Source organism: Paenibacillus sp. cl6col (genome assembly GCF_900102125.1).
In the GTDB taxonomy this organism is placed as follows: Bacteria; Bacillota; Bacilli; order Paenibacillales; family Paenibacillaceae; genus Paenibacillus_B; species Paenibacillus_B suaedae.
Window position 1 is genome coordinate 277,790 of record NZ_FNAZ01000008.1, and the last position, 13,346, is coordinate 291,135.

Annotated in this window: 13 protein-coding genes; 3 read left to right on the forward strand and 10 right to left on the reverse strand. The window is 48.7% G+C overall.

From position 1 onward, the window contains the following. Positions 1–82: 82 nt before the first annotated feature. The 5 genes from yunB to BLS15_RS21145 all read right to left on the reverse strand — a co-directional run bounded on the left by yunB (position 83) and on the right by BLS15_RS21145 (position 5,413). Positions 83–1,096 carry a sporulation protein YunB gene (gene yunB / locus BLS15_RS21125; protein ID WP_028533691.1) on the reverse strand — a complete coding sequence of 338 codons (1,014 nt, stop codon included), beginning with the start codon at positions 1,094–1,096 and terminating at the stop codon, positions 83–85. A 236-nt stretch (positions 1,097–1,332) separates the two neighbouring features. Then, on the reverse strand, positions 1,333–2,934 hold the full coding sequence (locus BLS15_RS21130; protein WP_028533690.1) for an S-layer homology domain-containing protein: 1,602 nt from the start codon (positions 2,932–2,934) through the stop codon (positions 1,333–1,335). A gap of 142 nt (positions 2,935–3,076) precedes the next feature. Then, positions 3,077–3,775, reverse strand: a complete 699-nt coding sequence (locus BLS15_RS21135) for a metallophosphoesterase family protein (protein WP_028533689.1) — start codon at positions 3,773–3,775, stop codon at positions 3,077–3,079. A 136-nt stretch (positions 3,776–3,911) separates the two neighbouring features. Next, complete coding sequence (locus tag BLS15_RS21140; protein WP_021254278.1) at positions 3,912–4,748, reverse strand: TrmH family RNA methyltransferase; 837 nt, start codon at positions 4,746–4,748, stop codon at positions 3,912–3,914. Further along, a complete protein-coding gene (locus BLS15_RS21145; protein ID WP_021254279.1) occupies positions 4,745–5,413 on the reverse strand; it encodes a potassium channel family protein in 669 nt (222 codons plus the stop codon). The genes BLS15_RS21140 and BLS15_RS21145 overlap by 4 nt, the downstream gene beginning before the upstream one ends. A 158-nt stretch (positions 5,414–5,571) precedes the next feature. On the opposite strand from BLS15_RS21145, the gene sspI reads away from it, so the two are divergent. From sspI to BLS15_RS21160, 3 genes are all read left to right on the forward strand, one after another. Further along, a complete protein-coding gene (gene sspI / locus BLS15_RS21150) occupies positions 5,572–5,799 on the forward strand; it encodes a small acid-soluble spore protein SspI (protein ID WP_028533687.1) in 228 nt (75 codons plus the stop codon). A 180-nt stretch (positions 5,800–5,979) separates the two neighbouring features. Beyond that, entirely contained in the window at positions 5,980–7,056 is a 1,077-nt protein-coding gene (locus BLS15_RS21155; protein ID WP_021254281.1) for a MerR family transcriptional regulator, read from the forward strand. A 5-nt stretch (positions 7,057–7,061) separates the two neighbouring features. Further along, positions 7,062–7,937, forward strand: coding sequence for a class I SAM-dependent methyltransferase (locus BLS15_RS21160; RefSeq protein WP_021254282.1), 876 nt, complete (start codon positions 7,062–7,064; stop codon positions 7,935–7,937). A gap of 29 nt (positions 7,938–7,966) precedes the next feature. Here the strand turns inward: BLS15_RS21160 and BLS15_RS21165 are convergent, their stop codons facing one another. The 5 genes from BLS15_RS21165 to BLS15_RS21185 form a co-directional block, all read right to left on the reverse strand. Further along, a complete protein-coding gene (locus BLS15_RS21165) occupies positions 7,967–9,553 on the reverse strand; it encodes a peptide chain release factor 3 (RefSeq protein WP_021254283.1) in 1,587 nt (528 codons plus the stop codon). Positions 9,554–9,803: 250 nt separating this feature from the next. Next, the gene (locus BLS15_RS21170; protein ID WP_028533686.1) at positions 9,804–10,259 is read right to left on the reverse strand and encodes a hypothetical protein; all 456 of its coding nucleotides are present in this window, start codon (positions 10,257–10,259) and stop codon (positions 9,804–9,806) included. 126 nt (positions 10,260–10,385) lie between these two features. After that, entirely contained in the window at positions 10,386–11,375 is a 990-nt protein-coding gene (locus BLS15_RS21175) for an ABC transporter ATP-binding protein (RefSeq protein WP_021254285.1), read from the reverse strand. Then, positions 11,368–12,381: an ABC transporter ATP-binding protein gene (locus BLS15_RS21180; RefSeq protein WP_036667646.1), complete on the reverse strand. Its 1,014-nt coding sequence runs from the start codon at positions 12,379–12,381 to the stop codon at positions 11,368–11,370. Before BLS15_RS21180 ends, BLS15_RS21175 begins: the two co-directional genes overlap by 8 nt. A 116-nt stretch (positions 12,382–12,497) precedes the next feature. Beyond that, on the reverse strand, positions 12,498–13,343 hold the full coding sequence (locus BLS15_RS21185) for an ABC transporter permease (RefSeq protein WP_028533685.1): 846 nt from the start codon (positions 13,341–13,343) through the stop codon (positions 12,498–12,500). Positions 13,344–13,346: the final 3 nt, after the last annotated feature.

The following is a 13,346-nucleotide window of genomic DNA, read 5'->3' on the forward strand; positions in this document are numbered from 1 at the left end:
GTACCGATGAATGTGCCCCTTCTTCATATACGAATCCCATACACATTCCATTGCGCATCTGATACAGTGCGCCATAATCCGATCACGATCCAGTATTACCGTTACCGCCATGCTGCTGCACATCACCAGTCTCGGCCGGAGCTGTCGGATCAGCATGCGTTTCCGTCTGTGTTGGAACTGTTATCCCTTCCTGCTTGCTGCCCGAAGAAATACTCCCACTTCCTCCGCTGCTTGGAACCGACTGCATAGGCAGCGACAAGGCAGGGGCTTTTTCCCGATTCGCTCCCACTGGCTGGCCCTTGCCATCATAATAGTACATTGGAACATCCCCTACAACGAGCAAATAGGAGATTGGAATTTGAGTTTCAACCACTTCAGGCTCCAGATCGAATGGAATGACAATCGCGACCTCTTCCGTAACCTTGATATACACCTCAACCAGTACCATATTGATGCCAACGTCCATAGGGCGGGTATTCAACTCCACCTTAACCGCACCCTGCGGCTCCATCTTAACCGGTATCCGTGGGCCGAAGGAAGCGATCAGTGGACTGCCCAGCGCTTGACCAAGCGGAATCTTGTCACTGATTTCATGAATATTCTTGAGAGAGGACTCTACAATATCTACCGTTTCGGAGGTAATCCGCATATGCTCGTTGTAATTCAAGACGAAGCTTGTCACTTTACCGCGTGAATCGGTTTTCCATTCAATCAGCTTATCGAGTTCTCGCCCACGCATCACCTGATCGGTAATCGCTCGGTTAATGGCCTGCGTCGCAATTTGCTTTACACGAATTTTAGCCAAATGCATGAGCGGCCCCTTCACATTTCTATCCACGTAGACGAACAATTGCACTGTCAATAGCGTGAAAATAACGAGCGCAATGAAGAAGGCTCTGCGTTTTCGCTTCGGCTTCGCTTGTCTGCTGCTCCAGCCTGATGATACATTTTTGGCTTCTGATTGACTTGCAACTGGCATCCTCGGCCGTGGACGCCACCCTGACGCTCTCCAGCCCGGACGGCGCTTGCTCCAAGATATTTTCGGCCATCTCCATCGCCGCGCACGGAACCCGCTCGAACGCCACCTGTTGTTCACATCCGATTCCCCCTCCCGGTCGGTGCAACGAGCAGCCTGTACGTTCTCAGTGTATGCTTGCCCGAGGGAAAAAAGAAGAATTCAACCGTGTAATGTATTGCAGGACAAAAAAACGAGCAACCAGATTAACACGGATTGCTCGTTCGATATGAATGATAAAAATAGTCTCCTGAATTCCGATTTGCTCCATTACTTTTTCATTCACCATTCAATTTATTACGTACATGTAACCTGTTTCAAAATGTTAACGAAGAATATCTCCACTGATTATCTAGTGCCTTCCATACATCGTTCGTCTCAGCACCTACATACCAATAGGCAAATCCCGCCACATTGCGTTTGCTCGCCATTGCATACTTCGAACTCAGGGAGCGGCTTTCTTCTGCCCACACTTGATGTCTTATTCCTCGATCCATGAAGTCAGCGATATACTGTGAAGTTCGGTCATCCCATTTGACCTTGCGGGAACGAAGCAGTTCACCTTGCTCGTTCAATGTCATTTCACGGGAAGTAACACCTTTTTCTTTGATCGCCCAATCTCTCGTATAGAAGGGAAGTGCTACGATGACTTTGTTAGCCGGCACCGACTCCACAAGTTTATCCAGCGCGCGCTGCACCCATGGCAGCGATGACACGGATCCCGCATTCGGCGCACCGTCCCAGTGCTCATCGTAACTCATCAGGACCATATAATCCGCAGACTTGCCGAGTGCTGCATAGTCAAATGCCTCCGTCCAATCAGTTCCCAAGTCAGGAGACACATCAATAGAAAGAACCGCCTTCTGTTGATGCAGCTTAGCAGCCAGTTCCGACACGAACACCGTTAAGGCCTGTCTATCATCTGGTCTCACATTTTCAAAATCAAGATTTAAACCATCTAACCCATATGTCTTCACAAAGCCCGACAGCTTCGCAATGACCGCATTCTTCTTCGTTGGATCCGTAAGCACCTGATGCGTCAAATCCGCATTGAAGCGATTCCCTACAAGCGCCCACACCTGCTTGCCATGCTGCTTTGCCCACGACAGGAGCACCTTGTCGGTTTGATCCGTTACCGTCTGCTTTGCATCAAGGAAAAACCATCTTGGCGATAATGTATTAACGTTTGAACCTGAAACCTTCTCTATATACTGCTGCGTCGTAAGCTCATGCATCCATCCCATCTCGATGCGTTTCGGCGGGGTCTTCGTCAGAGCCTTCGACCAATCCGGGCGTTGAAGCGCCCGATTCAGCACGACAGCCGTCTCCTGCCGGGTCAGCGGGTCATTTGGCCGGAAGCCATCATCGTCACCGGTCATAAGGTTCAGCTTTTCCATAATGCTTACATACGGTACGGCCCATTTCGCGATACGCGATGAATCTGGATAAGACAATACGCCGGAGCCGGATTTCGCTGATTGCTTGAAGGCACGTACAATCATTGCAGCTGCTTCCTGTCGGGTTACAGGCTGCTGCGGCTGGAAGCTTCTCTCCCCTGTTCCCTGTACCAAATGCAGCAATGACCCGGCTTGAACCGCACCATAATACCAAGCGCTGCGCGGCACGTCATCATAGGCAGAAATGTCACTTGCTACGGGGTGCAAATTAAACATTCGATTGATCATGCTGATTAACTCCGCTCGGGTCACCGACTTCTCCGGTTCATAGCGTCGATTACCGGATCCGGTCACAATGCCTTTCTTATATAAGGTGACAATATCCTGCTGCCCGTATAGACCAGCAATATCATCGAATGGCAAACCTGAGCCTGCACTCTTTGATTCTCCCCATGCCAAACTTCCGGTTATAAACATCGCGGCCACAGCCGTTAACAATACAATTTTGCGTCGAAAGGTCACTTTGATATCCTCACTTTACTAGAGATGATAGATTGCGCTATCTTTAATCCTAGCAAAAATGAGAACATTGATAGATAATCAAATAATGGAAAACATCATACATTTCTGTATGATAATAGGAGCATATGAATGAATATTTTTACTACATGCGGTAAACATTGCGTGTTTCCATTTTTTTCAGAGCTGTCTTATAGACAATATAGGTCATTTCACGCACATTGACTAAGCCTAATCCCCGCTCCTCTTTAATCGGGTACGTACTTGAACCCATGTCGCAATTCAGACGAACCCCGTCAAAATAGATTCGCTCTACTGGGGTATGGCCATGAACGATAGGCTTGTTGTCGGTCAACCTCTGCAGATTAGATTTCGGTATGCTGTAAAAATCCGACTCTGACATCCAAAGTATGCTTCTATTCTGTTGATGTAACGGCTCATGAGGATTTAATCCGGCGTGCGTATAAACAAATTCATCATCTTCGTAGAGTAATGGTAGAGCACAGACCCATTCTATGTATTTATGCATCTCCGATTCATCAGCAAATGCCCTCGAAAAATCCTTAAGAGTATCGATCCCTCCATGTCTGAGCCATAGCTTGTCCCCATGTTGATAATAATCCCTCATCATCTCCTCATGATTGCCAATCAACGCAATCACATTATCAGGATAAGTGTCTACTAATTGCTTAATCTTCTTGAGAACCTTACCGCTTTCTTTTCCACGATTGATATAGTCCCCGCCGAACACAAGCTGATCCTTAGTTAAATCGATCTCCTCGTACTTTAGCAATTGTTCGAGGCCACTAAACTCACCATGTATATCACTCATGAAATACTTCAATAAACTGAACCTCCTCTGATTAGGTCCCGCATATGCAAAAAGACCGGACAAAGGAACGCGCAGTAAATCAATCCTTTTCCAGTCTCTTGTCTATTCAAATACTATTTTATAGGGATATTCATTTATACCACAGGATCTATTGCGAGTAATGACGCTGTCTCATTGCCTCATAGAGCAGCACTGTAGTAGCCATGGCTACATTCAGCGATTCCGCCTGCCCACGCATCGGAATAATAATCGTATCATCTACGAGCGATTGCACGTTCTTAGAGACGCCTTGCCCCTCATTGCCAACGACAAGCCATGTCGCCGGTCGATAGTCATAGCTATAGCAGGAATGCGTTGCCTGCAAGCTCGTGCTGGCTAGGCGAACCCCGCTTGCTTGCGCAGCAGGAAGCAGCTCAGCTAAATCCCCCTCTACAACCGGCAAGTGAAATAGCGACCCCATAGTTGAACGAATCGTCTTCGAATTATAGAGATCAACGGTCCCTCTGCCAATGACGACACCATCTGCGCCAACTGCATCTGCGGTACGGATAATCGTCCCTAGGTTGCCAGGATCCTGTACGCCATCCACAACAACAACGAGTGAGTTCGGTGATACCAGCAAGCTGTCTACCGATGCAGCAGGCTTATGGACAATAGCGAAGACAGGCTGCGGGGTCTCGGTATCACTGCATTTGCGTATGATCGCATCCGTCACTGCAATCCACTCCGTGCCCGGAGCACGACCAGAGGATGATAGTCCTCCCTCTTCTTGCAAGTGCAATGGCTCCAACTCCTGCGGTATTCCGCTGTTCATGTCATACGCCACGACATCCACCTGCATATCAGAGCGCAGAGCCTCCAGTACGAGATGGATGCCTTCCACGATGAACAAGCCTTCACGGTTGCGGTGCTTTCGTTCTTTTAGCTGTACCCAGCTCTTTACTTTATTATTCTGTATCGATGTAATGCTCAATGATTCTCTCATGATTCCGAAAATGCCAGCTCCATCGTATTCAAATGTTCGTTCTGCCCAATAATGACAAGCACGTCTCCTTCTTTAATGCGATCTTCTGCATATGGAGAAATGTTAGTCTTGCCGTTGTTCTTAATTGCCATAACGTTGCATCCATACCTCGCGCGGATATCAAGTTCCTTCAAGTTCTTGCCGATCATAAGCGGCGTCGCACGAATCTCTACAATACTGTGGTCATCAGACAACTCGATGTAATCCAAAATATTCGGCGAAATTAGGTTGTGCGCAACGCGCATCCCCATATCACGTTCAGGGAATACGACCTTGTCAGCACCAATTTTGCTTAATACTTTGCCGTGCAGTTCATTCTGCGCCTTGGCAACGATCGTCGGCACACCTAGATCCTTCAGGATGAGCGTAGTCAGGATGCTTGCCTGTATATCTTGCCCGATGGCAACAACAACTACGTCAAAGTTGCGGACACCAAGCGCTTTCAGCGCTTCTTCATCCGTACATTCTGCGGATACCGCATGCGTAACCATATTCGCTACATCCTGAATTTTCTGCTCGCTCGAATCAATCGCAAGCACTTCAAATCCCATTTTGCTTAAGCTGTTCGCTATACTTGTACCAAATCGGCCCATACCGATAATGGCAAATTGTTTTTTGGCAGCCATAGGTTCACCTTCCCCATTTTCCGACAACATTCTATACCCTTCATTATAGCATGCCCATCTCTGTAGGTGAAACGCGAATCCCTTCCTTGAATGACTGTCCTCATCTCAGGGAATGTTATAGCATGAAGCAAGCACACGCGAAGGAAGGAGGACTGCCTGTGGCCGTCACATTGAATTTGCGTCAAGCCATTGTGCAAAAGGTAAAAAATAAGCCCGATGAAGATATCGTAGATATGATTGAGGGCTCCATCGATTACGATGAACGCGCATTGCCTGGACTGGGTGTGCTGTTCGAAATGATCTGGAAGGCGAGCAGCAGCGAGGCTCGTCAGCAGCTTATCGATACGCTTCAGAGCAAACTGCAAGACGAACAAGCTGGCAAATAAGCATCAGATCTGCCCGCATCCACGAAATGCAATTATGCATATCCACATTACAATGACGCAGAACCCATTGCCCTTGAATAGAGGGATAACGGTTCTGCGTCTTTTTTTACATATCGCTTTACATTGACGCTGCGTCAAACTATACAATGAAAGCATAACCAAGCAAGGAGCCGATGCCCCATGAAAATTCAAGAAGCTGCAGAGCAGCTTGGGATGACAACGAGAGCAATACGCTTCTATGAGCAAAAAGGTCTACTGCCTCCGCTCGCCAAAGAACAGAATGGCTATCGCGTATTCAATGAAACGGATATAAGCCGGCTACGGACAATAGGCGCACTGCGGGAGATGAATTTGTCAGTCGAGCAAATTCGCTGCTGTATTGATGATGCAGCTCAAGGGAATATGGCGTCTGTCCATCCCTTTTTATTAGAAAAGCGGCAAGAGCTGGCCCTGCAATATACCGAGCTGAAGCGGCTCCTCGGCCAAATTGACAAGCTGCTTAACGGCTATGATTCCGATCAAGCGAATCAAGGAGAGATGATGATGAACGATTTACATGCCATTGGCGAACAATCACGACGCTACCAGAAGCTGCGCAGTGATTGGAGCGACCGCTGGAATTTTGACAAGCAGGCAGGACAATATGATCACGCTGTAGCGAACGGTACGGGGCCATTGGATGTCCACGCCGATTATGAGGCCATTCTTGACAGGGTATGTCTTGAGGCGATTCAAGAGTCAAAGACCGGAGAAAGAGGACTTGAAATTGGGATTGGTACGGGCAATCTGGCTGGCCGCTGCTTGCGCCTGGGGGCAGATATGACCGGCATTGATCAGTCAAACGCAATGCTCGAGCGATGTCGGGAGAAATGGCCGAATATTCGGCTGCTGCAAGGCAACATGCTGGCTTTGCCAATAGCGGATGAACAATTTGACTTCATAATATCAACCTATGCGCTTCACCATGTAACCGATGATCAGAAAGAGATCGCCCTTGCCGAGATGATCCGGTTACTTCATCCTGATGGACGCATTGTAATCGCAGACCTAATGTTCCGGGATGAGGCGCATCGCGCTACCTTTATTGACGAGCTGACAGCTGCAGGGGACGTGCAGGGGATTGAAGCACTCCACGACGAATATTTCGCCGATCGTTCCAGATTGATTTCATGGTTAGAGCAGCACGGTTTCAAGGTAAAGCTGGAACAGTTGAATCATTTAATGCACATGCTGACGATTTCCAAAGAGAGGGTGTAAGAGCCGTGACAATCGAATCAGCGCAGGATGGTACCGCCCAACCCCGAAATCGCAAAGTGACACTTGTACCTCAATCGGATGAAACCAAGCAAGCGAACACGAAAATGAAACCGGATCATGACACCGTCTACGCCCAGCAGGCTGCCGATTATGACCGTATGATCCAGTACGAAGATATCGAGCAGGAATGGCGGCTCTCTGTACAGCAGGTGCTCAATAAGCGGCATTATGAGCGGATTATCGAAATTGGTGCAGGAACCGGAAGATTTACACGAGTTGTATTAGCTGACATGCCCAACAGAGATTGGCAATCTGGTTCCTATGTAGCCTGTGACGCATCTGAAGCGATGCTAGAGCAGCTAAAGCACAATATATGGCTTGATGTATCCTTGGGACGAATAAGCGCCCCTACAGCCGCTAAGCTGTCCACACATGAAGCACTGCACCACAAGCTTCCGCTTGCTGATCATTCTGCTGATCTCATTCTAGCAGGCTGGACAATCTGTTATGGTGCCTGTGAAGGGAATACAAGTGAAGAACAGGGCAGTTTACTAGATCGCATCATGAGCGAACTAAGACGCATATTGCGTCCCGGTGGATGTATCGCGATTTGGGAGACACTTGGAACGGGGGTAGCCGCTCCCGAAGTTCCCCCTGGATTACGGACGTACATTCGAGACTTAGAAGAACGTTACGGGTTCGAGCGCACGGAATTAAGCACGCATTTCCGCTTCCCTTCGATGGAGGAGGCCAAGCAGATCACAAGCTGGTTTTTCGGTTCCGCCGCCTGCAGGTTCCTCAAGCCAGAAAGTGATGGCAGTGTCGTACTGCCCTCCTATACAGGCCTGTGGGTCTGGGATAATGACAAAGCCCGCCAATAATCTGGCGGGCTTCTTGTCGTCTATTTTCCTTAAGGAGCTGTCTCCATAAACTTCAAATCCGGCATTTTGTCCATAGCTGTACGCATCGCATACTCGTTCTCAAACAATGCGACAAAATTGCCGTTCTTGTCCTTCACGAGCTGTGAATTGATACGGAACTTCGTTGGATCAATATCCTTCGGATTGCCTGTTACCCATCTTGCGAACTGGTACGTTAGACGCTGCATCATCACATCAACGCCGTACTCCGCCTTCATCCGATATTCGAATACCTCGAATTGGAGCTGACCTACTACACCCAATATCGTCTCATCAAACACGCCTGCGGAATGGAATACTTGAATTGTACCTTCCTCAGTCAACTGATCGACGCCTTTTTGATACTGCTTATGCTTCAATGCATTCTTAACCGTCACCCGGGCGAAAATCTCAGGAGAGAAGGTTGGCAGTTCATCGAACACCACTTCCCCACCTTGACTCAAGCTGTCTCCAATCCGGAAAATGCCTGGGTCGAACAGACCGATAATATCGCCTGGGAATGCCTCCTGCACGATATCCCGATCCTGGGCAAGGAATTGCTGTGGCTGCGCAAGCTTAATCTCCTTGCCTGCCCGTACATGCTTAACGGACATCCCGCGCTCGAATTTGCCGGAGCAAATGCGCAAGAAGGCAATGCGATCCCGATGGGCAGGGTTCATATTTGCTTGAATTTTGAAAATATAGCCCGTAAACTTCTCGTTCGTTGGCTCAATCGGTCCTTCCGTCGATTGGCGCTGAGCTGGCTTCGGAGCAAGCTGAAGAAAGTTATCCAAGAATGTCTGCACGCCGAAATTGTTGACCGCACTTCCGAAGAAGACGGGTGTCAATTCGCCGCGCTTTACCTTCTCATAATCGAACTCGTCTCCCGCTACGTCTAACAATTCCAACTCTTCACACAATTGATCATGCAAATAGTCCCCTGCAATTTGGCGAATGGCCGGATCGTTGTAATCCTCAACCTTCTTCACACTAATCTTCGTGTTATCATCCTGGAACAGCTCGACTTGGTTCTTCATGCGATCATATACGCCGCATAGACCGCGTCCCATACCAATCGGCCAGTTCATAGGCACAGAACGAATACCTAGCACCTGCTCGATCTCTTCCATCAGCTCAAACGGACTGCGACCTTCACGGTCGAGCTTGTTGATGAACGTAAAGATCGGAATACCACGCTTCGCACATACTTGGAACAGCTTAATGGTCTGTGCCTCGACACCCTTCGCAACGTCGATCAACATGACAGCAGCATCCGCAGCTGTCAATGTGCGATACGTATCTTCACTGAAGTCTTGATGACCTGGTGTATCCAAGATATTAACCCGATGCCCATTATAATCAAATTGCATTACCGATGACGTAACCGAGATACCACGCTGCTTCTCGATTTCCATCCAGTCACTTGTTGCATGCTTGCTCGCTTTACGAGCCTTGACCGTACCTGCGAGACGGATGGCGCCACCGAACAGGAGCAGCTTTTCTGTCAATGTCGTCTTACCGGCGTCTGGGTGAGAAATAATCGCAAAGGTACGACGCTTCTCTACCTCTTGCGCTAATTGTTCGGATAATTTACTCATATCGTTAGCCCTCTCATCACAAAATCACGTAAGTCCTATTGTAACACAAAATAAGTAAACCTATAAATGGGTAACGAGAACAACCTTCAAAGAATATGAAATATCTCTAATCCCTCGTTACTGCATCCCTGCTATCCTAACAGCTATCCCCTATATTAGGAACTCATTCACTTTACAACTAAAAAACCGCCCATCCTCTCATCGAGAGAATGGACGATTCGATTATATCATAATACGTATTATTAACTACTTATGATTGCTCAAGCAGAGCACGGACAACCAGTGTTACCGTACCCGCTCCATCCGCAGCCGACCCTTCAACTAATGTCCAGTTCAAGGCCAATGAGGAGCGAATTACTTCGACATCAGCTGCACTCAGCTTCAGTCCTGAAATACGACCCATTTCCTTGGTATAATGCTCTCCCTCTTGCACATCGAAGCGCTCTTGCAGCCATATCGACATACCATTATTCGTGTTAAATGTCATCCGATATCCCTCTGCAATTGCTTGAGCAAGCGGCTCATCATGTTCGTTCGCATAGGATACGAAGTCATCATACGTATACCACTCTTCATTAATCGTAATGAGTTCGCTAACATCTCCTGTGCGTGCTGCATGCAACAGCTGCTCTTCGGTAATGCCCTTACGACGAGCGCGTTCTATCATAATCGCGGTACTTTGCGATACCCGAGTCTCTGTAGACATCTATTCCACTCTCCTCACAATTGTGCATTGGCATAGATTAACAAATATCTAGCATTATATCATACTAGCTATAGGAAACCCATCACCTCTCGTAATTGCTATACGAGCTTAATATAATTGCACCACTTACACTTGACCATCATTCAAATGGCAAGCCGCATAATGCCCAGGCGAGATTTCCCGCCACTTCGGCTCCTCCTGACGGCAGCGTTCCGTGGCAAATGGACAACGCGATGCGAACTTGCACCCTTGCATGTCTGCGAGCGGACTTGGCAAATCTCCCTGAAGCATCGAGATCGCTGAACCAGCCTGCTTCGGATCCGGTACAGGGATTGCGGAGAGAAGCGCCTGCGTATAGGGGTGTGCAGGATGGTTGTACAACTCATCGCTAGGAGCGACCTCGACCAGCTTGCCCAAGTACATTACGCCGATCCGATCCGATATATGTCTTACCATGGATAGGTCATGCGCGATGAACAGATAAGTCAACCCATACTCTTCCTGCAAGTCCTCCAGCATATTCACCACTTGGGCTTGTACGGATACGTCCAGCGCCGAGATTGGCTCATCGCACAAGATGAACTCAGGCCGTACCGACAGTGCGCGCGCAATACTGATCCGTTGACGCTGACCGCCGCTGAACTCATGCGGATAACGCTCTGCATGCTCTGGCTTCAGTCCTACCTTCTCCAGCAGAGACAATACCATATTACGCTGATCCTTCCGGTTCACGACGCCATGGATCGCCATCGGTTCACTAATGAGTTGAGTCACGTTCATGCCAGGATTCAAGGAAGAATAGGGATCCTGGAATATCGTCTGCATTCGCTTGCGGAACGGCTTCAGCTGCTTCTCGTTCATTGTCGCGATGTTTTGACCGTCGAACAGCACTTCGCCATCCGTTACATCATATAGTCTTACAATCGAACGTCCTGTCGTTGACTTCCCACAGCCTGATTCTCCGACAAGTCCGAACGTCTCCCCTTTATGAATATGGAAACTGACATCATCTACTGCTTTCAATACTTTCTGTGGACGGCCGAGCAGTGATTTGGAGGCTGGGAAGTACTTTTTTAGTCCACGCACGTCCAGCAAAATTTCTTTTTGGTTACTCATTTGACAGCCCCCTCTCCAATCGTTCCAGTCGCTGCTCTTCTTCTTCATGCACAAGCCAGCATAGCGAACGATGACCTGGATCGGTCGTAACGACCGGAGGCATTTGTCTGCACTTGTCCATCGCAGAAGGGCAGCGCTCCATAAATGGGCAGCCTTCCGGCGGATGTAGCAGGTTCGGCGGCGTTCCCTCAATCGTAGCGAGACGCTCGCGTGTTCCTGTCGATACTTTCGGAATCGAGCGAAGCAATCCCTTCGTGTATGGGTGACGAGGACGCTCGAAGATATCCTCAACCGTGCCCTCTTCCATAATCAACCCGCCATACATGACGATAACCCTCGTACACACTTGCGCTACAACACCCAAGTCATGCGTAATGAGTAGAATGGCGGTGCGCGTCGTATCCCGGAGCTCCTTCATCAATCCCAGAATCTGTGCCTGAATCGTGACGTCGAGCGCAGTGGTCGGCTCATCTGCAATAAGCAGCTCGGGCTGGCAGGAGAGCGCCATTGCGATCATGGCCCGCTGACGCATCCCACCGCTGAATTCATGTGGGTACTGATCGATGCGCTGCTCGGGCGAAGGAATACCAACCTGACGCAGCAGTTCGATTGCCCGCTTTCGTGCTTCCGTCTTCGACAGCTTCTGATGACGCTGCAATACCTCTACGATCTGTGCGCCTACCTTAACTACCGGATTTAGCGACGTCATCGGATCTTGGAAAATCATTGCAATCCGATTACCCCGAATGCGCCGCAATTCCTTTTCTGACATATCTAATAGGTTATCTCCGTGGAACAGCACTTGACCGCTCTTAATCTGTCCCGGATGTTGTATTAATCCAATGAGAGACTTCGCTGTCACGCTCTTGCCGCTGCCCGATTCACCGACGATGCCGATGACTTCGCCTTCATGAACATCGAAGCTGACGCCCCGGACAGACTGCACTTCTCCGTCGCGTGTGTGGAACGAAGTTCTCAGTTGTTGAACGGATAGCAGTTCATTCATAAGTCTCACTCCGTTGTATAGTATCGTTAGCCCTGCATCTGTCGTTAGACGATCCAACTATCTGCTCTCTACAGTGCACACACTGCATCCTAGAACCTAACCCAGCTTATAATGGACTAACGTTGATTCGCTTTTGGTTCAAAGGCAACACGCAGCACATCGCCTAGGAAGTTGAACGACAGCACTGTAATCAAGATAAGCAATCCAGGGAACAAAGCCATATAAGGCGCCTCCCCGATATATCCTTGTGCGCTGTTCAACATACTTCCCCATGACGCATTCGGCGGCTGTACCCCGAGTCCAAGGAAGCTTAGTGACGACTCCATCATAATTGCCCCTGCAATATTGATCGTCGCCGTAACAATAATCGTAGGCATAATATTCGGAATGATATGCTTCCAAATGATGCCGAACGTGCTCTGGCCTGATACTCGCGCATACAGGACATATTCCCGCTCCTTGACGGACAATGTCTCCGCACGCACAATTCGGGATATGTTCATCCAGCTAAGCAGGCCGATGATCAGCACGATCGTGGTAATCCCTGGCTTCAAGTAAGCATTCAGTATAAGCATTAAGAAGAAGGATGGTATCGACATTAAAATATCAACGATACGCATCAACGTATTATCAATCCAGCCGCCAAAAAAACCACTAATTGTACCTACAGCTGTTCCTACCAGCACTGCGATAAACATCGACAAAAATCCGACACTAAGTGAAATACGTCCGCCATACAATGCCCGTGCGAACACATCGCGCCCTTGATCATCTGTACCGAACCAATGAGATGCGCTTGGGGACTGAAGTGTCTCCGTCACGACCATCTTGTCGGGATCATGCGGGCTCAAAAATGCCAAGGTGGAAGCGATAATGAGAACCGCGAGTAGAATCAATGCTACCAGAGCCAGCTTCTGTTCTTTCAATTGTGTAGCGATATTTCGCCATATCATTCGGTTCATCTG

What these genes read in the sequence shown, in the direction of transcription:
- BLS15_RS21140 (WP_021254278.1), bottom strand. Translation starts at nt 4,748, where the DNA reads ATGAGAGAATCATTGAGCATTACATCGATACAGAATAATAAAGTAAAG.
- BLS15_RS21145 (WP_021254279.1), bottom strand. Translation starts at nt 5,413, where the DNA reads ATGGCTGCCAAAAAACAATTTGCCATTATCGGTATGGGCCGATTTGGT.
- BLS15_RS21155 (WP_021254281.1), top strand. Translation starts at nt 5,980, where the DNA reads ATGAAAATTCAAGAAGCTGCAGAGCAGCTTGGGATGACAACGAGAGCA.
- BLS15_RS21165 (WP_021254283.1), bottom strand. Translation starts at nt 9,553, where the DNA reads ATGAGTAAATTATCCGAACAATTAGCGCAAGAGGTAGAGAAGCGTCGT.
- BLS15_RS21170 (WP_028533686.1), bottom strand. Translation starts at nt 10,259, where the DNA reads ATGTCTACAGAGACTCGGGTATCGCAAAGTACCGCGATTATGATAGAA.
- BLS15_RS21175 (WP_021254285.1), bottom strand. Translation starts at nt 11,375, where the DNA reads ATGAGTAACCAAAAAGAAATTTTGCTGGACGTGCGTGGACTAAAAAAG.
- BLS15_RS21180 (WP_036667646.1), bottom strand. Translation starts at nt 12,381, where the DNA reads ATGAATGAACTGCTATCCGTTCAACAACTGAGAACTTCGTTCCACACA.
- BLS15_RS21185 (WP_028533685.1), bottom strand. Translation starts at nt 13,343, where the DNA reads ATGAACCGAATGATATGGCGAAATATCGCTACACAATTGAAAGAACAG.